This window comes from Streptomyces sp. NPDC006544 (genome assembly GCF_040611715.1).
Taxonomy (GTDB): Bacteria; Actinomycetota; Actinomycetes; order Streptomycetales; family Streptomycetaceae; genus Streptomyces.
Genome location: NZ_JBEXOV010000113.1, coordinates 1 through 20,778, shown reverse-complemented (window position 1 = coordinate 20,778; position 20,778 = coordinate 1). Strand labels below are relative to the sequence as shown.

Annotated in this window: 23 protein-coding genes; 16 read left to right on the top strand and 7 right to left on the bottom strand. The window is 73.6% G+C overall.

The genetic code is table 11. The features are described from left to right. Nucleotides 1-16: 16 nt before the first annotated feature. Nucleotides 17-766, bottom strand: coding sequence for a YoaK family protein (locus tag ABZY44_RS32860; protein ID WP_356660298.1), 750 nt, complete (start codon nt 764-766; stop codon nt 17-19). Between the two features lie 228 nt (nt 767-994). Here ABZY44_RS32860 and ABZY44_RS32855 point away from each other — a divergent pair, with 228 nt between their 5' ends. The 4 genes from ABZY44_RS32855 to ABZY44_RS32840 all read left to right on the top strand — a co-directional run bounded on the left by ABZY44_RS32855 (nt 995) and on the right by ABZY44_RS32840 (nt 4,332). Beyond that, on the top strand, nt 995-1,429 hold the full coding sequence (locus ABZY44_RS32855; RefSeq protein WP_356660296.1) for a VOC family protein: 435 nt from the start codon (nt 995-997) through the stop codon (nt 1,427-1,429). 190 nt (nt 1,430-1,619) lie between these two features. Continuing rightward, complete coding sequence (locus ABZY44_RS32850) at nt 1,620-2,837, top strand: RNA ligase (RefSeq protein WP_356660294.1); 1,218 nt, start codon at nt 1,620-1,622, stop codon at nt 2,835-2,837. Nucleotides 2,838-2,840: 3 nt separating this feature from the next. Beyond that, nucleotides 2,841-3,866 carry an AAA family ATPase gene (locus ABZY44_RS32845; RefSeq protein WP_356660292.1) on the top strand — a complete coding sequence of 342 codons (1,026 nt, stop codon included), beginning with the start codon at nt 2,841-2,843 and terminating at the stop codon, nt 3,864-3,866. 103 nt (nt 3,867-3,969) lie between these two features. Continuing rightward, a complete protein-coding gene (locus ABZY44_RS32840; protein ID WP_356660290.1) occupies nt 3,970-4,332 on the top strand; it encodes an NTP pyrophosphohydrolase in 363 nt (120 codons plus the stop codon). 247 nt (nt 4,333-4,579) lie between these two features. Here the strand turns inward: ABZY44_RS32840 and ABZY44_RS32835 are convergent, their stop codons facing one another. Continuing rightward, nucleotides 4,580-5,056: a hypothetical protein gene (locus tag ABZY44_RS32835; RefSeq protein ID WP_356660288.1), complete on the bottom strand. Its 477-nt coding sequence runs from the start codon at nt 5,054-5,056 to the stop codon at nt 4,580-4,582. A 444-nt stretch (nt 5,057-5,500) separates the two neighbouring features. On the opposite strand from ABZY44_RS32835, the gene ABZY44_RS32830 reads away from it, so the two are divergent. Both ABZY44_RS32830 and ABZY44_RS32825 read left to right on the top strand, forming a co-directional pair. Further along, nucleotides 5,501-5,716: a LuxR C-terminal-related transcriptional regulator gene (locus tag ABZY44_RS32830; protein WP_356660286.1), complete on the top strand. Its 216-nt coding sequence runs from the start codon at nt 5,501-5,503 to the stop codon at nt 5,714-5,716. A gap of 125 nt (nt 5,717-5,841) precedes the next feature. Continuing rightward, the gene (locus ABZY44_RS32825; protein ID WP_356660284.1) at nt 5,842-6,216 is read left to right on the top strand and encodes a YbjQ family protein; all 375 of its coding nucleotides are present in this window, start codon (nt 5,842-5,844) and stop codon (nt 6,214-6,216) included. A 123-nt stretch (nt 6,217-6,339) separates the two neighbouring features. Here ABZY44_RS32825 and ABZY44_RS32820 read toward each other — a convergent pair whose 3' ends face one another. Then, nucleotides 6,340-6,504, bottom strand: coding sequence for a hypothetical protein (locus ABZY44_RS32820; RefSeq protein WP_356660282.1), 165 nt, complete (start codon nt 6,502-6,504; stop codon nt 6,340-6,342). 31 nt (nt 6,505-6,535) lie between these two features. Continuing rightward, nucleotides 6,536-7,645: an EamA family transporter gene (locus ABZY44_RS32815; protein WP_356660280.1), complete on the bottom strand. Its 1,110-nt coding sequence runs from the start codon at nt 7,643-7,645 to the stop codon at nt 6,536-6,538. 29 nt (nt 7,646-7,674) lie between these two features. Between ABZY44_RS32815 and ABZY44_RS32810 the strand changes: the two genes are divergently transcribed. The 4 genes from ABZY44_RS32810 (at nt 7,675) to ABZY44_RS32795 (ending at nt 11,101) form a co-directional block, all read left to right on the top strand. Beyond that, nucleotides 7,675-9,180 (top strand): PLP-dependent aminotransferase family protein, encoded by a 1,506-nt coding sequence (locus ABZY44_RS32810; protein ID WP_356660278.1) that lies wholly within the window; start codon nt 7,675-7,677, stop codon nt 9,178-9,180. 216 nt (nt 9,181-9,396) lie between these two features. Beyond that, nucleotides 9,397-9,885 carry an LAETG motif-containing sortase-dependent surface protein gene (locus ABZY44_RS32805; RefSeq protein ID WP_356660276.1) on the top strand — a complete coding sequence of 163 codons (489 nt, stop codon included), beginning with the start codon at nt 9,397-9,399 and terminating at the stop codon, nt 9,883-9,885. Nucleotides 9,886-9,887: 2 nt separating this feature from the next. Continuing rightward, complete coding sequence (locus tag ABZY44_RS32800) at nt 9,888-10,568, top strand: SigE family RNA polymerase sigma factor (protein WP_356660274.1); 681 nt, start codon at nt 9,888-9,890, stop codon at nt 10,566-10,568. Then, nucleotides 10,565-11,101, top strand: a complete 537-nt coding sequence (locus ABZY44_RS32795) for a hypothetical protein (RefSeq protein ID WP_356660272.1) — start codon at nt 10,565-10,567, stop codon at nt 11,099-11,101. The genes ABZY44_RS32800 and ABZY44_RS32795 overlap by 4 nt, the downstream gene beginning before the upstream one ends. 43 nt (nt 11,102-11,144) lie before the next feature. Here the strand turns inward: ABZY44_RS32795 and ABZY44_RS32790 are convergent, their stop codons facing one another. Then, the gene (locus ABZY44_RS32790) at nt 11,145-11,606 is read right to left on the bottom strand and encodes a MarR family transcriptional regulator (protein ID WP_356660270.1); all 462 of its coding nucleotides are present in this window, start codon (nt 11,604-11,606) and stop codon (nt 11,145-11,147) included. A 200-nt stretch (nt 11,607-11,806) separates the two neighbouring features. On the opposite strand from ABZY44_RS32790, the gene ABZY44_RS32785 reads away from it, so the two are divergent. From ABZY44_RS32785 to ABZY44_RS32770, 4 genes are all read left to right on the top strand, one after another. Continuing rightward, nucleotides 11,807-13,039: an MFS transporter gene (locus ABZY44_RS32785; RefSeq protein WP_356660268.1), complete on the top strand. Its 1,233-nt coding sequence runs from the start codon at nt 11,807-11,809 to the stop codon at nt 13,037-13,039. Nucleotides 13,040-13,107: 68 nt separating this feature from the next. Further along, on the top strand, nt 13,108-13,551 hold the full coding sequence (locus ABZY44_RS32780) for a heme-binding protein (protein ID WP_356660266.1): 444 nt from the start codon (nt 13,108-13,110) through the stop codon (nt 13,549-13,551). Nucleotides 13,552-13,707: 156 nt separating this feature from the next. Then, nucleotides 13,708-15,360, top strand: a complete 1,653-nt coding sequence (locus tag ABZY44_RS32775) for a glycoside hydrolase family 20 protein (RefSeq protein ID WP_356660264.1) — start codon at nt 13,708-13,710, stop codon at nt 15,358-15,360. A 65-nt stretch (nt 15,361-15,425) separates the two neighbouring features. Next, nucleotides 15,426-15,866, top strand: coding sequence for a GNAT family N-acetyltransferase (locus tag ABZY44_RS32770; protein ID WP_356660262.1), 441 nt, complete (start codon nt 15,426-15,428; stop codon nt 15,864-15,866). Between the two features lie 35 nt (nt 15,867-15,901). Here ABZY44_RS32770 and ABZY44_RS32765 read toward each other — a convergent pair whose 3' ends face one another. Next, entirely contained in the window at nt 15,902-16,747 is an 846-nt protein-coding gene (locus tag ABZY44_RS32765) for an endonuclease (RefSeq protein WP_356660300.1), read from the bottom strand. A gap of 346 nt (nt 16,748-17,093) precedes the next feature. On the opposite strand from ABZY44_RS32765, the gene ABZY44_RS32760 reads away from it, so the two are divergent. Then, nucleotides 17,094-18,725, top strand: coding sequence for a hypothetical protein (locus ABZY44_RS32760; RefSeq protein ID WP_356660260.1), 1,632 nt, complete (start codon nt 17,094-17,096; stop codon nt 18,723-18,725). Between the two features lie 134 nt (nt 18,726-18,859). On the opposite strand, the gene ABZY44_RS32755 is transcribed toward ABZY44_RS32760, so the two are convergent. Next, nucleotides 18,860-19,666 carry a glutamate ABC transporter substrate-binding protein gene (locus ABZY44_RS32755; protein WP_356660258.1) on the bottom strand — a complete coding sequence of 269 codons (807 nt, stop codon included), beginning with the start codon at nt 19,664-19,666 and terminating at the stop codon, nt 18,860-18,862. Between the two features lie 418 nt (nt 19,667-20,084). Between ABZY44_RS32755 and ABZY44_RS32750 the strand changes: the two genes are divergently transcribed. Then, nucleotides 20,085-20,621, top strand: coding sequence for a TerD family protein (locus ABZY44_RS32750; RefSeq protein ID WP_356660256.1), 537 nt, complete (start codon nt 20,085-20,087; stop codon nt 20,619-20,621). Nucleotides 20,622-20,778 lie beyond the last annotated feature (157 nt).

Below are 20,778 nucleotides of genomic sequence, written 5' to 3'. Positions count from 1 at the left end.
CGCGGCGGCCCGGTCCCTACGACGGCAGCCGCCTCCCGTCGCCGGCCCCGTCGGCTCCGTCGGCTCCGCGCCGGGCGGGGAGCACCCGGGCGAGCACCACCGAGGCGAGCAGGACCACCGCCAGGGCCAGGGCCCACACCGGCCCGGGGCCCAGCACCAGCAGGCCGCCGGCGAGGGCGCCGAGCAGCAGGGCCGCGACGGTGACGAGGCGGCGCAGCGAGGCCGGCCCCCACGGATCGGCCGCCAGGCCGGTCAGCGCCCTGGTGACGACGGTGGTGGTGAGATCGGGGACGGTGAGCCGGTGCACCACCGCGTTCTGCAGGCCCATGCCGAGGGCGAGCAGCGCGATGACGCCCGGGGGGCCGCTGCCGATCGCGGTCAGGGCCAGCGCCCCGCCCACCAGAACGGTCTGCAGCGCGACCAGCGGCGCGAACATTACCGCGGCCCCGTCGGCCCGCCGCAGCCGGCCCGCGGCCAGCGCCCCGGCCAGGAAGGCCCCGAGCGCCAGCAGGGAGTCCGGGGCGGACAGGGACCGGTCCCCGGCGATCGCGAAGCCGAGGAAGACCACGTTGCCCGTCATGTTGGCCACGAAGACGTGGCCGAGGCCCAGGTAACTCACCGCGTCGACCACGCCGCTGACGAAGGTGAGGACGATCAGCAGGGGCGGCAGCACCCCGTGGGGCGACTGCGGACCGCCGGGCTCCGGCGGGAACAGCAGCGCGGCCAGGGGCCGCAGGATCCCGCGTCGCCGTGCGGTGGAGGTCATCGCGTCCCTCGGACTGGTCAGGGGCGGGGCCGGGTCCGCGGCGGCCGCGCACGGGACCGCCGGGCGGCCGGACCGAAGGGATCCGCCGGCTGTCGAACTGGGACGGGGGAAGGGGGCTTTGTCCCGGAAAGGGTAGCGACACCCGGTGCGTGACGGGCGCAACGACCTGACCGGGCCGGCGCGTCCGTCGCGGTGGCGTCGGCCGGGGCCGCTCAGTAGGGTCGCGTCATGGCCTACACGTTTCAAGTGACCGTGGACTCCGCCGCCCCGCACGCCCTCGCGGACTGGTGGGCCGACGCCCTCGGATGGGAAGTCGAGCCCAGCGACGAGGAGTTCATCCGCAGCATGATCGCCGCCGGGCACGCCGGCGAGGAGGACACCACCACCCACCGGGGCGCCCTCGTCTGGAAGGCCGGCCAGGCGATCCGTCACCCCGAAGGGCTGGAACGGGCGCCCCGCGTCCTCTTCCAGCGCATCGAGGAGGCCAAGACCGTCAAGAACCGCGTCCACCTCGACGTCCGCACCGGCGACGACGATCCCCGGGCCGTCGTCGACAGACTCCTCGCCAAGGGTGCCGTTCACCTGCACGACGGCAGTCAGGGCCCCTACACCTGGAGCACCCTCGCCGACCCCGAGGGCAACGAACTCTGCATCTCCCACTGAATCGGCCCCGCTCCACCGCGCCGGGTACGCCCTCACGGCGCCGCTCTTCCCGCTCCTGCGGCGCCTGGCCCCGGGCCTGGTGACCAAAAGTCCCGGCAGCGCCCCAGACCTGCGGTAACGGGCGGATATTCGGTTCCGGTCACCCCCTCCCACCACCGAGAATGAGGCATCTCGAACCGGGAGGAACCCCATGAGCCAGGACCGCCTGACTCTGCACGACCTGATGCCCGCGCAGGCGCTGACCGAGGCCATCGGCGCCGGACACGTGACCCGCAAGTCACACCCCGAGCTGCCGCTGTCCCTCTACACCTACACCCGGACCGCCCAGTACGAGCGGGTCTGGAACCAGGTCACCACGCGCTGTCGCGGGCTCGTCGCCGACGACGTCACCGGCGCGGTCGTCGCACTGCCGCTGCCGAAGTTCTTCAACGTCGGCGAGCACACGTCCGGACAGCCCTACGCTCCGGCCCTGCCGGACGAACCGTTCGAGGTGTACGACAAGGTCGACGGCAGCCTCGGAGTGGTCTTCCACTACGCCGGCACGTGGCGGGTCGCGTCCAAGGGGTCCTTCACCAGCACCCAGGCCACCTGGGCGCAGCGCCGCCTGGACGCACGGGACACCTCCGCCCTGGTCCCCGGCACCACGTACCTCGCGGAGATCCTCTACCCGCAGAACCGCATCGTCGTGGACTACGGCGACCGCCGCGACCTGGTCCTCCTCGCCGCGTACCGGACGGAGGGCGCCGACGGCACCGAGGTGCCGCTCGCCGAGGCCGCCGTCCACTGGCAGGGCATCGGCTCCGTCGTCACCGTGTGGCCCGCCATGCCGCTCGACGAACTGCTCGCGTTGACCGCCTCCAGCACCCTGCCCGGCGGCGCCGGCGCGACCGGCACCGACGCCGAGGGCTTCGTCCTGCGCTTCGCCTCGGGTGTCCGCGCCAAGGCCAAGATCGCCGAGTACGTACGGCTCCACAAGGTGCTCACCGGCGTGACCGAGCGGGACATCTGGCGCGGCCACGGCATCCAGCGGTTCGCCGGCCTGCCCGCGAAGCAGCTCGCCCAGGGCCTCAACTGCACCGTCGCCGACATCGAGGCCTCGGGCGGCAAGCCGCTCGACGCGCTCCTGGAACAGGTGCCGGACGAGTTCGACCAATGGGTGCGCTCGGTGATCGAACGGCTCGAGGACGAGGCCGCTCTCCGCGAGCGCGCCGTCGACGAGGCGTACGCGTCCCTCGCCCACCTGGCCGCCGACCGGGGCGCGTTCGCGCGCGCCGCCCGCGGGATCCGCGACGGCGCGATCCGCGGCGCGCTGTTCCAGCGCCTCGACGGCAGGCCGACCGAACTGATCACCTGGCGGCAGGTGCGTCCCGAGGCGTCCGACCCCTTCACGAACGACGAGGAGAACTGAACCGTGCCCGAAGCCCCCGAAACCACGGCCGAGGCCGAGGCCGAAACCACGGCCGAGGCCGAGCCCCGGACCGCGGCCACCCCTGCGGCCGAGCCCGTCACGGAGGCCCCCGCGCTCCCGGTGGTCCACGTCATGACGGGTCTGCCGGCCTCCGGGAAGACCACCGCCGCCCGCGCCCTCCAGGCGACGTCCGGCGGGCGGATGCGCCGCGTCAACCTCGACGACCTGCGGGCCATGCTCGATGTGCCGGACCCCGAGCGGGCGCGCTCGTACAAGCACGAGCAGACCGTCCTGGACATCCAGGACGCGGCCGTCAGCGCCGCCGTCGAGGGCGGCTTCGACGTGGTCGTCGACAACACCCACCTGACCTCGTACATCCCCAAGCGGCTGAAGGCCGCGGTCGCCGGGCGGGCGACCTTCGTCGTGCACGACTACACCGGCGTGCCCGTGGAGGAGTGCCTGCGCCGCGATGCCGCGCGCGAGCGGCCGGTCGGCGAGGAGATCATCCGGATACTCGCCGACAAGCACGCGAAGGCCCGCAAGGGCGGCTGGCGGCTCACCGAGCAATGGCTGAACGACCAGCCGGACGTGTCCCCGTACGTCCCCGACCCGTCCCTGCCCGCAGCGGTGATGTGCGACATCGACGGCACGCTCGCGATGACCGGCGCCCGCAATCCGTACGACTTCTCGCGCTGCGGCATCGACACGCTGAACGGGCCGGTGCGCGACGCCCTGGACTCCTTCCGGCGGGCCGACGGCGACGTCATCGTGCTGCTGTCCGGGCGGGGCGAGGAGTACCGGGAGCCGACCGAGGCGTGGCTGCGGGAGCACGGGGTTCCGTACGACGAGCTGTGGATGCGCGCGGCGGGGGACACGCGCCGCGACGACGTCGTCAAGGCGGAGCTGTTCAACGCGCACGTACGCGACCGGTACGCGGTCCGGGTGTCCCTGGACGACCGCGACCGGGTGGTGGCCATCTGGCGCCGGATGGGCCTGGCGACCTGGCAGGTCAACTACGGCGATTTCTAGGGCCGCGGCCGCCGGTCCGCCGGTCCGCCGGTCCGCCGGGACCCGCAGCCGGTGCCCATACTGGGTCGGTGACCGCAGCGACGACGTGGAGGACGTGAACGGCGTGAACGACGGCACGACCGTGCTGATCGTCGACGGTGCCAACGTCGTCGGGTCGGTTCCGGACGGCTGGTGGCGCGACCGGCGCGGCGCCGCCGAACGGCTGCGCGACCGGCTGGCCGAGCGCGACGAGGGCGAAGAGATCGTCCTCGTCGTCGAGGGCGCCGCCCGGGGCGTCGCATCCGTGCCCGGCGTACGGGTGGACCCGGCGCCCGGCAGCGGAGACGACCGGATCGTGGAGCTGGCGGCGGCCTGCGCGGAGCGCGGCGGATGCGTCGTGGTCACGGCGGACCGTGAACTGCGCGAGCGGGTACGGGCCTACGGCGCGCGCTGCGTGGGCCCGCGAGCCGTCCGTCCGGAAGCCTGAGCCGGCGGGGCGGGGGAGACGCCCGGCGAGGTGCTCGTCGAGAGAGTGGGCGACGCGCTGGGGGAGGCCGCGGCCGGTCCGCCGTACCCGCGGACGAGGAGGATCCCGCGAGAGCGGCCCCGACGGCCATGGTCGTCGCCGGCACCCGCCCTGCGGGCCGGACGGCCCATGGGGTCCTGTCACATCCGGGTCCGCAGGGCGGTACAGGTGAGCGCGGGTCAGGACCGGTCAGACCGGCCGGGTACCGCTACGAGCGGCAGTACTTCACCTCGGAGAGGTTCTTGACGTAGCGGGCGGAGACCCAGCGGTCCTTGCGGTCCATGGTCGTGCTGATCGGGTCCATGCCGTCCTGGCCGTCGTGGTCGTCGTTGCCGTCCAGCAGGTACCAGAGGTTGTTGCCGTCGACGCGCTCGCCGCGCTTCTTGCACTCGATGGTGAGCTTCTGGTGCGGGTGCACCCGGCCCACCTTGTGCGAGTGGGTGGTCGGCCGGCTGCGCAGGGTCAGCGGGCCGCGCGAGATGACGATGCCGCGGGCGTGCCTCCGGTTCTGGTAGTCGTCGTCGGAATCGGCGAGGTCGTCGGAGTCCTGGTCGTCGTCCATGACCTGCCTGGGGGTGGTGGTGACCAGCGGGCCCTCGTCCGCGACGGCGGCGCCCGCCCCTACCAGGCCGAGCACCAGGCTTCCGGCGGCAAGAGCGAGGATGGTCCTGGTGGGCTTCAGCATGAGCCGGCTCCTCTGAAAAGACGTCTGCCCGGCCGCAGAACACGGCGCGGGGCGGCAACCAGGCGGTTGCCACCGACGACTATGGCGACGACAGCCCGTGAAACCCGGCTGACGCACCGCGATTTAGCCCGATATGCCCAATCCGCGGGAGGGGAGGGAGGGGCCGGGCTCCAGGCGCGCCGCGGCTCGCCGGCCGGGCCGTCGCCGAGATCGCGTACGCCGTCGGCCGCTCCGGATCTCGGCCGGCATGCTCCACAACTGGTCCGATCCGCAAGGCTACTGGCGCGACACCGATACCCTGGCCTACGCGCTGCCCGCCGCCGTCTACCTGCCGCTCGTCCTGCGCCGCCGCTTTCCCGTGCCCGTCCTGATCAGCACCGGGCTCGGCGTCCGCGTCTACTTCACCGTCGGCTCGCGGCCATCGCCACCGTGCACGCCGGCGGGATGCTGTTCAGCCCGGGAGCCCTGCGCGGGCGCGTGGACACGTACGCCGTCGCGGCCGCCGTCCGCGCTCCGCGTCGCCCCGGCCTGGACACCCTGGCCCCGCGCGAACGCGAAGTCCCCGGCCTGGACGGGGCCGGGCTGTCCAACGCCGACATCGCCGTACGCCTCGTCCTCAGTCCCGCCACGGTCAAGGGACCCAAGTCCACCGCTCCATGAGCAAGCCGGGACCGTCCAGCCGCGCCCAGGCCGTCGTGGTGGCGCACGAGTCCGGTCTCGCCGTGCGGCTGACCTGAGGCCGCCTCCGGATGCGGCCGCCGCCCGGCGCCGCCACAGTGGATCCCATGGGTATCGATGACTACGGCGGTGGGCCCGGCGCACAGCAGACCGGCGTCATGATCGTGACGACCAACGACGTCCCCGGCTACCGGGTCGAGAACGTCATCGGCGAGATCTTCGGCCTCACCGTGCGCTCGCGCCACCTGGGCAGCCAGATCGGCGCGGGCCTCAAGTCGATGATCGGCGGCGAACTGAAGGGCCTCACCAAGACCCTGGTGGAGACCCGCAACCAGGCGATGGAACGGCTCATCGAGCAGGCGAAGGCGCGCGGCGCGAACGCGGTGCTGATGATGCGCTTCGACGTCACCGAAGCCGCCGATGTCGGAACCGAGGTGTGTGCCTACGGGACGGCCGTCGTGCTGGTGCCCGCGAGCACCTAATGCCGCGGGTGCACCCCCAGGGCCCGGACACACCGCCCCGGCGACCCACCGGCTCACACAAGTCCAGGACGGCCCACTGCTATGTCCATGGGCCTGAAGTGCCGCGATCCGCAAGCTGTCCAGTCAGTGAGCGGACCGCCGGTCGAGGACGCGCGGCCCGACGACCGGCAGCACACGCTGCTGCACGCTCACGCCGAGACACACGCCGAGACGCACCAGGTCGAGTCCGCGGTGTTGGGCGGTGGGCGAGAAGTACCGCATCCAGCTGCTGTACGGGGGCGTTGCCACCTGCGGATGGTGATCCACGAGCCCGGAGGGCTCAAGGGGCGGCCGCTTCCCGGGGGAGACGAGGCGCACGCGCGGTCGGCGAAGCCGCGGCAGCGGCCGGGGCGCCGGAGGCGAGGGCGACGAGGGGCCCTGTCGGGGTTCCCGCGGGGGTTCTTGCCGCGGCCTCTGCGGGGGTGCCCGCCGTGGCCCCTGCCGGCGCACCCGCAGGGGCTGTCCGGGTGCCGGCCGGGCCGGAGCGGGCCCCTTCCGGGCGGACCCCCGCCGCCAGCCCGGCGACGACCACGGCCAGGCCCAGCCACACCGCCGGTCCCGGCACCCCGCTGCCGCAGGCGGCGTCCGCCCCGGCCGCGGCCAGCGGCGCGATCCCGCTCAGCAGCCCGGCCCGGCCGGAACCCACGGCGGCCACCGTGCGGTACCAGAGGAGGAAGGCCGCCGCCGTCACCAAGACGGCGAGGTACCCGCACGCCGCCCACTGGCGCGGGGTCACCGACACCAGTTCCGAAGGCCCCTCGACGCACACCGTGAGCACCCCCAGCATCACCGCGCCCATCCACACCGCGTGCAGCGACACCCCCCACGCGCCGTGGCGCCGCAGCACCGGCACCGCGAGCAGGGTGAAGCACGCCTCGCAGCCCAGCGCGAGCACGGCCCAGCCCACCCCGGCCGCGTCGGTCCGGCCCGTCCCCTCCACCAGCACGGCCCCGGCGACGACCACCGGCGCGGCCAGCAGCACCCGGCGGCTGGGCCCGCGGCGCTCCAGGAGCGGGCCGAGCACCCCGAGCAGGACCGGCACCGAGGCCACGGCGACGGCGATCACGGCGGGCTCGGCATGCGCGACGCCCCGTACGACGGCCACGTTGAACAGCACCAGTCCGGTCGCGGCGATCCCCGCCAGCCACAGCCACTCCCGGCCGCGGGGCGCCACGATCCGCACCCGCGCCACGCGGGCCAGAGCGAACAGGAGCAGCGCGGCCGCCGCGTAACGGACTGCCTGGACACCGAACAGGGGCGCATCGACGAGGGAGCGGGAGACGGTGACGCTGCTGCCGACGAGGATCATGCCGACGATGCCGGGGAGGAGAGCGCGCAACGGCGGAGCGGACGAGGCGAGCGTGGCGGACGGATCGGACGTCTTCTTCATGTCCCCGAGCCTGCCGTCACAATGGACCCATGGGCAGGTCCAAAGAGAACGCTTCCGAGGGGTCCAGAACCGGGGGAGCCGGATCGGACTTCCTCCAGCTCGACATCGGCCGGGCCCCGGCGGGCGGCCGCACCGAATGGCTCGCCGACCGGCTGCGCGCGGCCATCGCCGACGGCACGCTCCCCGTGGGCAGCCGGCTGCCGGCCACCCGCGTCCTGGCCGCCGAACTCCGGGTCTCCCGGGGCCTGGTCACCGAGGCGTACCAGCGGCTGGCGGAGACCGGGCAGGTCTCGGGCCGCGGCCGAGGGGGCACGATCGTGGTGGCGGCGCCGGTTGTGGCCGCGGCTTCGTCCCCGGCCGCGCCGGCCACCGACCCGCCGGCCCGCGCCGACCCCTTCGGGCCGCGGGCCCGGGAGCCGCTGGTCGACGCCCTGCGCGCCGTACCGTGCCGGATCGACCTCTCGCCCGGGGTGCCCGACCTGACCGCGTTCCCGCGCACGGCATGGCTCCAGGCCGAGCGTCGGGTCCTCGCCGGCCTCACCCCCGCCGACTTCGGCTACGGCAACCCGCAGGGCACGCCCGCGCTGCGCGAGGCGATCGCCGGCTGGCTCGCCCGGGGCCGGGGGATCCGGGCCGACCCCGGCGAGGTGGTCGTGGTCGCGGGCGTCGCGCAGGCGCTCGGCCTCCTGGCCCAGGTGCTGTACGCGGACGGCGTACGGTGCGTCGCGGTGGAGGACCCGGGCTCGCTCGGGGCGCGGCGGCAACTGGAGCACGGCGGGATGCGAACCCTGCCGGTACGGGTGGACGCGGGCGGGATCGACACGAGGGCCCTGGCGGCCGGCCCGGCCCGGGCCGTCCTGCTGACCCCGGCGCACCAGTTCCCCACCGGGGCGGTGCTCGACGGGGAACGGCGCCGCGAACTCCTCGGCTGGGCGGCCGGGGGAGGCATCGTCATCGAGGACGACTACGACGCGGAACACCGCTACGACCGGGCCCCCGTCCCGGCGCTGCGCGCCCTGCTGCCCGAGGCCGTGTGCTACGCGGGCAGCGTCTCCAAAATCCTCGCCCCCGCCCTCCGGCTGGGCTGGCTGCTGGTCCCGCCGCGCCACCTGGACGCCGTGATCGAGGCCAAGCGCTACGCCGACCTCGGCAACCCGGTCCTCGCCCAGCTGGTACTGGCGCGGCTGATGGAGTCCGGCGAACTGGAACGCCACCTGCGCTTCGTGCGCCGCCGCCACCGGGCCCGCCGGGACGCGATGCTGCGGGCGATCGCCGCGGAGCTGCCGGGCGCGCGGGTGCACGGCGCGGCCGCCGGCCTGCACCTGACGGTCACCTTCGACGGAGCCGGCTTCGACGACACCGCCCTCGCGTCGGCGGCCCTGCCCCTCGGTGTCAAGGCCCACCCGCTGTCCTGGCACCGGCTGGCCCCGGGCCCCCCGGGCCTGGTCCTCGGCTACGCGGCGGGCACGGCGGGCGAGATCGAGGAGGGCGTGGCCGCCTTCGGCACGGCACTGCGGGGGCTTACCCGGGCCTGACCGGGGGCCTGGTCCGGGTCCGATCCCGGCCTGACCGCTCGGGGTCGGCCGGGTGCCGGTCCGCGGGCCGGTCCCGGACCGGCCGGGGCTGCGCCGAGGTCGTCTCGCGGGCCGCGAAAAGTTTTCCGGAAACGACGGCAACCTCCGGGAGGGTCGCGCGTCGTGCGGGGGTGAGGGCGTGAACCCGCGCCCTCCAGCCGACCGTGGAGAACCACCGTGAAGAACCTGAAGCGCGCCCCGCTGTCCTTCCGCAGGGCGGCGGCCGTCGCCGTCGCCGCCGCCGGGGTGGCCGTCGCCCTGGCGGGACCGGCCTCCGCCGCGCAGGGAGCGTCCGCCACGCCGAGCGCCTCCGCCACGCCGTCGGCGGCGCCCGCCACGCCGAGCGCCTCCGCCACGCCGTCGGCGGCGCCCGCCGCGCCGAGCGCCTCCGCCGCCCCGGCGTCGCCCGCCCCGGCCGCCCCGTCGCCGGTCGTGAGCCTTCCCCCGAGCGCGACCCCCAGCACGTCTCCGAGCGCCGCCCCCAGCGTGGCCCCCGCCCCCTCGGGCGCTCCCGTGCCCTCCGCGTCCGCCGCTTCGACCGGTGAGCCCGAGCTCGCGCATACTGGCTCCTCCGCCACCACCACCGCGCTCGGCGCCGGGGCCGCCGTGCTGCTCACCGCGGGAGCCGCGACCCTGTACGCCGTGCGGCGCCGCACCAACGGCTGAGGATGTCCGTGCTCCACCTCGCACCACCCGTGGGCCTCGCCGCGGCCGGTTCCTTCCGGTCGCGGCGGGGCTTGTGGTCGTTCCTGCTGCGCCGCGACCGCTCCGCCCCGCAGGCACCGCCCGCGCCGTCGGAGGCGTACCGGCACGGGTACACGTACGGCCACGCCTACGGCGACGCCGCCCCGGACGGCGGGCCGCGGCCCACCGTGACGGAGCTCTACCACGCCCACCGGCTGGGGATGGTCCGGCTGGCCGTGCTGCTCGTGGACGACCTGGGCACCGCCGAGGACGTGGTGCAGGACGCGTTCACGGCGCTGTACCGGCGCCACGGAGAGCGCATCACGGAGGTGGACAACGCGCTGGGCTACCTGCGCACCGCCGTCGTGAACACCGCGCGCTCGGTGCTGCGCCGCAGGCGGACGGTGCGCGCGTGGACGCCGCCGGCGCCCGTCGACGAACCGTCCGCCGAGGCGGCCGTGGTCCTGGACGAGGCGCACCGCGAGGTCCTCGCCGCGCTGGGCCGGCTGACGCCGCGGCGGCGCCAGGTGCTGGTGCTGCGCTACTGGGCGGATCTGAGCGAGGCGGAGATAGCCGAGACGCTCGGGATCAGCCGGGGCGCGGTCAAGTCGAACGCGAGCCGCGCCCTGGACGCGCTGGAACGGATTCTGGAGGGTCGGATATGACACGTGACGGGGAACCCGAGGGGCCCGTCGAGGTGCGGCTGCGGCAGGCCCTCGACGCCCGCGCCGCCGGGATCACCGTGCGCGCGCTGCGCCCGGCGCGGCCGCCGGGGCAGGAGGTACGCAGGATGCCGTGGGTGCCAGCGCGGCTGCGGGTGTTCGCGCTGCCGCTGGCCGGGCTGGCCGCGGCGGCCGCCGCGGTGGTCGGGTACGCCGTACTGGGTCCGGACTCCGCGCCCTTGCGGCCGGACCCGGTACCGCCGGCCGCGCCGCCCTCACCGTCGCCGACCGTCCCCTCGCCGCCGCCGTCGGCGGCCGGGCCCTCGGTGTCGCCCTCGCCCTCCGGCTCGGCGGCGTCCCCGCCCGTGCCCACGCCCGCGCCCGGGACCGCCCGGCCCACGGACGGCGGCACGGGTGCGCCGAAGCCGAGCGCCACCGCGTCCCGCCCGTCCAGCCCCTCGGCCGCGCCCTCGATCGCGCCCTCGACCGCGGGAGCGTCCGCGTCGGCACCGTCGGCCTCGCCGAGCCGACCCTGACGGGTCAAGAGGCCGCGGCCCTGCGACCCGGCGGCCCTCCGTCCTAGGACCGGGCCGCCGGGGTGTTCTTCACGGCGGCCACCAGCGGCGCGAGCTCCGGCCTGTGCGCCGCGTCGTCCAGCGCCTCGCGCAGAGCGGTGTCGTTGGTGGGCCGGGCCTCGGCCAGCAGGGCCAGGCCGGCCGGGCTGACGTCGGTGTAGATGCCCCGACGGTCGGTGTCGCAGATGTAGCGGTTCAGCAGCCCCCGGTCCTCCAGACGGCTGACCAGGCGGGTCGTCGCACTCTGGCTGAGCACCACCGAGTCCGCGACCTGGTGCATCCGCAGGTGGCCGCCGGGGCCGCTGTGCTGGCGGCTGAGGACGTCGAGCAGCGAGTACTCGCGCACGCTCAACCCGTGTCCCGCCTGGAGCGCGCGCTCGATGTGCGCCTCGATCCGCCCGTGGAGGAGGGAGAGGGCGCACCAGCCCTGGGAGAGGGCGGTGAGTGCGCTGTCCGTGGCCGTCATGGGCTCCTCCTGCGGGTTCCTCGAGGTGTACCCCCAGGATAGGCGACGAGTGCAATAGCCCGCGCTTGCAATTAACCCGCGTGTGCAATTAATGTGGGCGCAGGCAATCAGCCACGGCCGACGAAGTGGCACCACGCACGCGTCGAAGCGAACGCGGCGGCCTCACGCGACGATCTCCCCCCCTTGGAAGGCACCCCGTCATGCCTCTCGCACTCCTCGCCCTCGCCATCGGCGCCTTCGGGATCGGCACCACCGAGTTCGTGATCATGGGTCTCCTCCCCGAGGTGGCCGGCACCTACGGCGTGTCGATCCCCACCGCGGGATTCCTGGTCACCGGCTACGCCCTCGGCGTGGTCCTCGGGGCGCCGCTGATGGCCGTCCTCGGCACCCGCGTCCCCCGCAAGCGCATGCTGATGCTGCTCATGGGGCTCTTCATCGCCGGCAACGTCCTGTCCGCGCTCGCCCCCGCCTTCGGCGTCATGCTCGCCGGCCGGGTCGTCGCCTCCCTCGCGCACGGCGCGTTCTTCGGCATCGGCGCGGTCGTCGCCGCCGAGCTCGTCGCCCCCGCGAAGAAGGCCGGAGCGATCGCCATGATGTTCACCGGCCTCACCGTGGCCAACGTCGTCGGTGTCCCGCTCGGCACCCTCGTCGGCCAGCACCTCGGCTGGCGCGTCACCTTCCTGGTCGTCGCCTCGCTGGGCGTCCTCGGACTGCTCGGCATCGCACGCCTCGTCCCCGACCTGCCCCGCCCCGGGGGAGTACGGATCCGCCACGAACTGGCCGCGTTCCGCAACGTCCAGGTCCTGCTGGCCATGGCGATGACCGTCCTCGGCTTCGGCGGTGTCTTCGCCGCCATCACCTACATCACCCCGATGATGACCGACGTCGCCGGCTTCGCCGACACCTCCGTGACCTGGCTGCTCGTCCTCTTCGGCCTCGGCATGGTCGCCGGGAACCTCATCGGCGGCCGGTTCGCCGACCGCGCGCTGATGCCGATGCTCTACGTGTCCCTGGGCGCGCTCGCCACCGTCCTCGCGGTGTTCACGCTGACCGCCCACACCAAGGCCGGCGCCGCCGTCACCATCGTCCTCATCGGAGCCCTCGGCTTCGCCACCGTGCCGCCGCTGCAAAAGCGCGTCCTCGACCAGGCCGCCGGAGCCCCCACCCTGGCCTCCGCCGTCAACATCGGCGCCTTCAACCTCGGGAACGCCCTCGCCGCCTGGCTCGGCGGGGTCGTCATCGCCGCCGGGTTCGGCTGGACCGCCCCGAACTGGGTCGGCGCCGCCCTCGCCGCCTCCGCCCTGGGCCTCGCCCTGGTCTCCGGAGCACTGGAACGGCGTACGGCGGGCCGCGCGGGCGACGACGGCCGCGGCGGCCCGGCCGCGCGGGCCGGTGCCCCGGCCGAGGCGGCCCCGGTCCTCACCCCCCGCTGATCCGCCCCCTCCCGTACCGCGCCCCCGTACCCCGCCCCGTACCCCCACCCCACACAGGAGCTCCCAGCATGTCCACGGCCGCCACCACCGTCACCGCCCGTACCGCCGTCGCCCCGCTGACCAGCGCGGACGCCGAGGGGCTCGTCTCCGCCGCCGCGGCGGCCGCGGAGGCGGCCGGGATCGCCATCAGCGTCACCGTCCTCGACGCGGGCGGCCACCTGCTCGCCTTCCGGCGGGACGACCGGGCCGTGCTGATCTCCGGCGAGACCAGCACCCGCAAGGCTTACACCGCGCTCCAGCTGGACGCCCCGACCGCCGACCTGGTCGACGCCGTCCAGCCCGGCGGCCCCTTCCACACCCTGCCCACGGCCCTGGACCGGCCGCTGCTGTTCATCGCGGGCGGCCTGCCCCTCCACCGGGACGGCCGGCTCGTGGGCGCCATCGGCGTCGGCGGCGGGGCACCCGGCCAGGACCACGACATCGCGGCGACCGCCGTCGCGATGCCGGCCTGACGCCCCGGCCTGACGCCCCGGCCTGACGCCCCGGCCTGACGCCCCGGGCGGGCGCGCCGGGCGGCGCCCGCCTGGCGGCCGCCGCCCCGGTAGCGCGCCCGCGTCCCCCGTGCCACCTTGGTACGGGGGACACGGGCACACACGCACGAGCACACGATGACGAAACCGACGCTGCGCAGCAGACGGAGTCACCTCGCGACGGCCACGGTCGCCGCGATGCTCTCCCTTGTCGCGATACCCGGCTGCGCGAGCGGATCGGCCGGCTCGGCCGGTACCGCGGCGACGGGCGAGAGCCCGCCCCCGCCCTCCGCCCCGCCCGGCCGGCCGGACTCCACCGAGCCGCCGGCCGTAGCCCCGACGCCCACGCCCACGCGCTCGTACGCACTGTCCACGGCCCCCCACACCATCCCCGCCGTACGCGAACACGTGCCGGCCCGCGGCCCCGGCTGGCGGCCCGCCCCGACCGCACGGATCGTCGTACCGCCGGCGGACCGCGCGGAGCTGGCCGACGAGGGCAAGCTGCTGGCCGGGGAACTGGGCATGCAGTTCGCCGAATCGGCGACACCGCGCAGCGGGGACGTGGAACTGGCCCTCGGGGCCAAGGGCTCCGCCAAGCCCGAGTCCTACACGCTCACCGTCAAGGACGGGAAGGTCCGCATCAGCGGGCCCGACGAGGCCGGGGTCTTCTACGGCACCCGCACCCTGAAGCAGGCCGTGAGCGGCGGGGGTCCGGCCCCCGAGGGAACCGTGCGCGACGCACCGGCCAAACCGCAGCGCGGCCTCAACCTGGACATCGCGCGCAAGAACTTCACCCCCGACTGGATAAAGGACCGGCTGCGCGAGATGGCCGACCTCAAACTGAACCAGCTGGGCCTGCACTTCTCCGACGACCAGGCCTTCCGGATCCAGTCCGACACCCACCCCGAGATCGTCTCCGACCCGCACCTCACGAAGGCGCAGGTGCGCGAGATCACCGCTCTCGCCGCCCGCCTGCACATAGCGGTGATCCCCGAGATCGACTCGCCCGGACACCTCGGCGCGGTCCTGCGCGCGTACCCCGCACTGCAACTGCACGACGTACAGGGCCGGGCGGTCAAGGGCGCGGTGGACATAGCGAACCCGGCGGCGGCGAAGCTCGTGGACGAACTCCTGCGGGAGTACCTGCCGTTGTTCCCGGGCGCGATCTGGAACCTGGGCGCCGACGAGTACCAGGCGCTGGTCTACCGGGACCCGCAGGCCTCCTTCCCGCAGCTCGCGGCCGCTGCGCGGGAGCGTTACGGGGCCGCCGGGCGGGTCCAGGACCTGGCGACGGGCTGGCTGAACGCCCGTGCGGATGTGGTCCGTTCGGCGGGCCGCCGCCCTGCGGCGTGGAACGACGGCTTCTTCACGGGCGGAGTCGTCCAGCCGGCCAAGGACATCGAGGTGGAGTACTGGACGGGCAAGGAAGGCGGCGCCCGGCCACCGCTTGAGTACCTGCGCGAGGGCCGCAAGGTCGTGAACCTCAACGACGAGTACCTCTACTACGTGCTGGGCGAGCCGAACGACTTCACGTACCCCACCGGCCGGCGGATCTACGAGGAGTGGACCCCACTGGTGCTGCGCGGCACCACGGCGGTCCCGAAGAGCTTCGACAGCCAGATACTGGGCGGACGCTTCGCCGTCTGGGCCGACCTGGCGGGCTCCCAGACCCAGGCCCAGGTGGCGGAGGGCATCCGGCTGCCCCTGGCGGCCGTCGCCCAGAAGCTCTGGGACCCCCGCCCGCCGGCCCTCAGCTGGCCGGAGTTCAAGGCCTTGGCGGACCGGCTCTGACCCCACGGCCCCGGTCCCGGCTTATTGGCTGGTCACAGGGTCCGCTCGCGGTGTTGGATGCGGGAATGGACAATGAGCTGCTGCCGTCGCCCGACGGTTACGAGATCTCCGTCGACCCCGCCCGGCTCGATCGCGAGCGGGTCCACCGCTGGCTCTCCGGGGACGCCTACTGGGCCCTGGGCCGGAGCCGGGAGAAGCAGGACGCCGCGATCGACGGTTCGGTCAACCTGGGTGTCTACGACGCCGCTTCGGGCGTCCAGGTCGCCTACGCCCGCGTGATCACCGACCGGGCCACCTTCGCGTGGCTGTGTGATGTGTACGTGGACCCGGGCGCGCGGGGCAAGGGGCTCGGCACGGCCCTGGCGGGAGCGGTGCGCGACCACCTCGCCCCGTACGGGATCCGGCGGATCCTGCTGGCGACCGCGGATGCCCACGGGGTGTACGAGAAGGTCGGCTTCGGACCGCTCGACGCCCCCGAGAAGTGGATGGTCCACGGCGCGCAGTAGCACCCGGCAGGGCGCGAGGGACGCGGCGCCGGCGACTACCAGATCGAGCCGACCCACTCCGGGTGGTCGATGAACGGGTTCCGGTTGTGCTGGTAGGTGTCGTATATGACCTGGTTGCGGCGCTGCTCGAAGGCGTCCGGCGGGTCCTGCAGGCTCCACTGCTTCAGGACGCTGATCCGGCCGATCGCGGGCGCGCTGCCGTTGTTGACCTTGTCGTTGAGCTCGAGGTCGGCGAAGCCGTCACCGCCGTCGTAGCGCACGGCCATGTACAGCAGCATGCGGGCCACGTCGCCCTTGACGGCGTCGCGCGGCTCGAAGGAGTCCGCGTCGGTGAAGCTGCCGGGCGCCTCGGCGACCGGGCTGCCTCCCTTGTCGAAGTCCTTGTTGCCGCGGGTGCTGTTGACGGTGACGTCCTCGGGCCGCAAGTGGTGCAGATCGGTTCCCGGGCCGGTGGCCGTGCCGAAGTCGCCGTGGCTCTTGGCCCAGACGTGCTCGCGGTTCCAGTCGTTGACCCCGCCGCCGTTGCTGGACTTGGACTGGGAGCGGCCCGAGTAGACCAGGATCACGTTGTTGGGGTTCGCGGGGTCCTGGTCGGTGACCTTCAGGGCGTTCCACACGCCGTCGTACGTCACCTTGGACTGGGTCTTGATGATGTCGTGCAGCGCGGTCTTGAGCGCGGCGCCGGTCTTGCCCTCGGCGGAGGCGTAGTAGGCGTCGATGGCGGAGGCCGTGGCCGCAGAGTTCACCGGGGCTGCCGAGGTCACCGGGGTCGCCGACGAAGCCGCGGCGGTCGCCGTCCTCGGTCCGGCCGTGGCGGAGGCCGGAACCAGCACGAGGGCGGCCGCCGCGAGGCCGGCCGCCCAGGGAGTCAGATGCGAGATTCTCGTCACGTGGGGTTACCTCTTCAAAGCACCGCTCCCGCCCGGGGAATTGGCGGGGCATCAGGTGGCAGAGCGAGGCTCACATTGTCATGTGCCGAACAGGTGAAAACCAAGTGTCGGCAGTCCGGACTTTCGCGTCCGCCGCCAGGTGGGAGCGGCGCGAGGCACTGCCGGGGAAGCGTCCCGCGCCCCCGGAATCGGAGATTCCGGGGCAACACCCCACATCCCGTTCGGGCGTGGGTGGTTGACCCCCGGTCATCCTTGATTTCCGTGCGGGCGTCCTGGAAGTCTTCGTTGATCAGCTGTCGCGGCATCAGCAACAGCGGCTACAACGGAGGCACTACGCATGTCCCCCCGCACGTCCCCCCGCACGTCTCACCTCCGAATACGCCGGGCGTGGCTGACGGCCGCGACCGCGGCCACGCTGGCGCTGACCGGCCTGTCGGCCCCCGCCCACGCCGAGGAGACCCCTCCGCCGCCGCCCGAGGCGTGGCATCAGGACCCGCAGACCACGGCGAGCGCTGCGGCACCCGTGGGCACCTCGGCATGGACCGCCCCCGGCGGCAAGGCGGACCCTTCGGACTTCACCCTGCAGGCCGGATCGTTGAACGGGGCGACCGCCGACCGCGTCGCCCGCCTCGACGGCGTACTGCCCAAGGCGGGCGTGTCGAAGCTCCTCGCCGATGCCAACCGCACGGTCAACACCGCGTCGTGCACCCGCGACCCGTTCGGCACGGCGCCCGCTCCGGCCCTCAAGTGGTGCCTGGAGAACGACGACTCGACCTCGCGCGAGTGGATCCCCCAGGCCATGACCGGCGTCTCGGACGCCGCGGACAACGAGCAGTACGGCGTCGGCAACGACAAGAACATCCAGCTCTACGCGTCCTACGACAACTGGGACCCGGGCCGCGACAGCAACGGGAACGACGTCGGCGACTGCAACCCCGACGAGCTGAAGGCGAACGACGCCTGCAACCAGAAGGGCGTGCGGATCTCCTTCGTGCAGCGCCGCGCCGACGGCACGGTGAAGTACCGGCACGTGCTGCTGGGCTGGACGTACATGAACAATTCAGATCACGTGTCCTTCGACGGAGTGCACTCCGCCGAAGGCTCGACGGTGCCGGACCCGAACGTGGACATGCAGAACGGCCTGCACGCGGGCGGCATGGTCTGGTACGGCCACTACCTCTACGTCGCCGACACCCGGAACGGCATCCGGATCTTCGACATGGAGAAGATCATGGACCTGGACCCCAACGGGGACGGCAAGGCCGGTGACGCGATGGGCGCGGACACCGACGGGGTGAAGACCACGTCCAACGTCGAGGACAAGACCAGGATCGGCCGCCAGAACAACGTCTGGTACAGCTTCGGCTACCGCTACGTGATGCCCCAGGTGGCGGCCTGGAAGTTCAAGGCCGCGCAGTCCAACCCCTCGGGTTCGTTCGCGTGCGTGAGCACGGGCGCTCCGAAGGCGTCCTACCTGTCGCTCGACCGCAGCACGACCCCGGACCGGCTGATCATGGGCGAGTACTGCCGTCCGGAGAGCGGCTACCCGTCGCCCGGCCGGATCGCGTCCTTCCCCGTCAAGAACTTGGAGAACCGCTCCGGCGAGGTGGCGGCCGAGGGCTGGGCCAACTACCTGCCGATGCCGAACGGCGGCGCCCAGGGCGCGCTGGCGACGGGCGGGACGCTGTACGTCAACCAGAGCGCCGGGCACAACGACCCGGGCAACCTCTGGCGATACCGGTGGAGCAACGGTGAGCTGGTGTCCAGCGGCAGCGCGATCAAGACCGCCACGGGCGCCGAAGACCTCTACTACGAACGCGGCGCGCGGCGTCTGTGGTCGGTCTCGGAGCACTACGGTCCGGCGGTGAACGCCGAGGCCCTCGAGGACGGCGGGTCGGGGAGGTGCCTGGGCCTGGTGTGCGAGCGCGTCCTCTACGCCCACAGCCAGGCGCAGCTGGACGCCCCGTAGTCCGGCTCCGACCCACCCCCGGCTCCCGCCGTGCGCGATCGGCGCGGCGGGAGCCCGGGCCGATGCCGGGCGCGGCGCGACAGCGCTCCTCCGCGCGGAGCCGGCCCGTGGCGCAGCTCCCGGCGCGACGGTCGTCAGCCGCCCGCTGCGGCGGGGGCGGGCTCGTACTTGTAGTCCGCGCCGAAGTTCTTCTTGACCGCCGCCTCCCAGGAGCCGTCGTCGATCATCTTGCGGATCGCGGCGTTGATCTTGCCCTGGAGCTCGGGGCTGCCCTTCCTCATGCCGATGCCGTAGTTCTCGTTGCTCAGGTTCAGCCCGAGCATCCGGAACTTGCCCTCGTTGCCCTTGCGGGCGCTGTACCCGGCGAGGATGGAGTTGTCCGTGGTCATGGCGTCGACCAGGCCGTCCTGGAGCGCGACGAGGCACTCGGAGTAGCCGCCGAGCTCGAGGAGGCTGGCCTTGGGGGCCAGGTTCTTCCTGAGGTTCTCCGCCGAGGTCGAGCCGGTCACCGAGCACAGCCTCTTGGTGTTGAGGTCCTCGGCCCTGGTGATCGAGGTGTCGGAGGCGCGGACCAGCAGGTCCTGGTGGGCGAGGAAGTACGGGCCGGCGAAGTCGACCTTCTCCTTGCGCTTGTCGTTGATCGAGTAGCTGGCCGCGACGAACGAGATCTCGTTGTACTCCAGCAGCAGCTCGCGGTCGTTGCTGAGGACCCGCTTGAAGGTGATGTGGTCGGCCTTGTAGCCGAGCTCCTTCGCCACGTACGTCGCCACGTCCACGTCGAAGCCGGTGAAGGTGCCGTCGGGCTCGCGCATGCCGACGCCCGGCTGGTCGAACTTGATACCGATCGCGATGTTCCCCTTGTCCTCGGCACCGCCGCACCCGGACGCGGTCAGTGCGAGACCGATCATTGCGGCGACCGCACCGGCTTTGGGAACCTTCATGCTGCACTCTTTCCTTGGATACGCGGGGTCGCGCGCGGCGCGCGGGGTCGCGCCGGGCGCGCCGGGACCGGACGAGACGCGGGGTGCCGCGCGGCCGGGTGGACGCGTATAGGAGGAAGCTAGGAAGTCGCCGGGCACGGTGTCACGAGATCTGAGCAAAACTTGAGGGTCACGATCCGGTGAGGCGGCAGATCCTGCGGCGGATCCGGTCCGGGACGGGAGAGTGGCCGGTCACGGACGGGAGGGCGCCCGTCACGGAGGGGTGGGGGAGCCGGTCCCGTCCGGGAGGGGGAGGCGATGGCGCGAAGCGCCCGCACCACCGCGTCGGGCTGGCCGGGAACGTACGGTCGTCCGGACCGGGCGGACGGCCGCGTGACAGCATGGGAGGGCAACGCACCGTAAGTGGAGGGGGAGTTCGGTGAGCGGAGTACGCAAGGGGCTGGCCAAGGTGGAGATCGCGCTGCGGTGGGATCCCAGCCCGACGGGGGCGCCCGTCCATGATCTCGACATACTCGCCGCGGTGTACGCGGCCACCGACCCGCACGGACAGCCCGTGCACCTGGTGCACTTCGGGAGCCGTTCCCCCGACGGCACCATCACGCTCGACCGAGACAGCCGGACCGGGCAGGGCCTCGGCTTCGACGAGGTCATGACGCTCGAACTCCACCGGATCGCGCCGGAGCTGACCCGCGTGGTCGTGGGAGTGGTGATCCAGCCGGCGGGCACCGGCCCGGCCCTGACGTTCGCCGACGTCGCGGGCACCGGACTGCGGATCCGCGAGGGCTACACCGAGCTCTCCGTGCACGACTTCACGGCCGTCGCGGAGGCCTCCGCCGCCACGGTCGCGGAGTTCACCCGCGATGCCTCGGGCAGCTGGTCGCTGGACCCGGCGGTACGGGGCTTCGACGCCGATCCGGAGGAGTTCGCCCGGGTCATGGGCCTCGCCCGGATCTGATCGCCGGGACGGTCTCCGCGCGGAGCCGCTCGCGGGGAGCCGATCCGCACGGACCGGTCGGCGATGTACGAGCACCACGACGCGGTGCTGCACGCCGTCCGCGAGGGGGTGCTGATCACCGACGGCGCGGGCCGGCTGCTGCTGGCGAACGACGAGG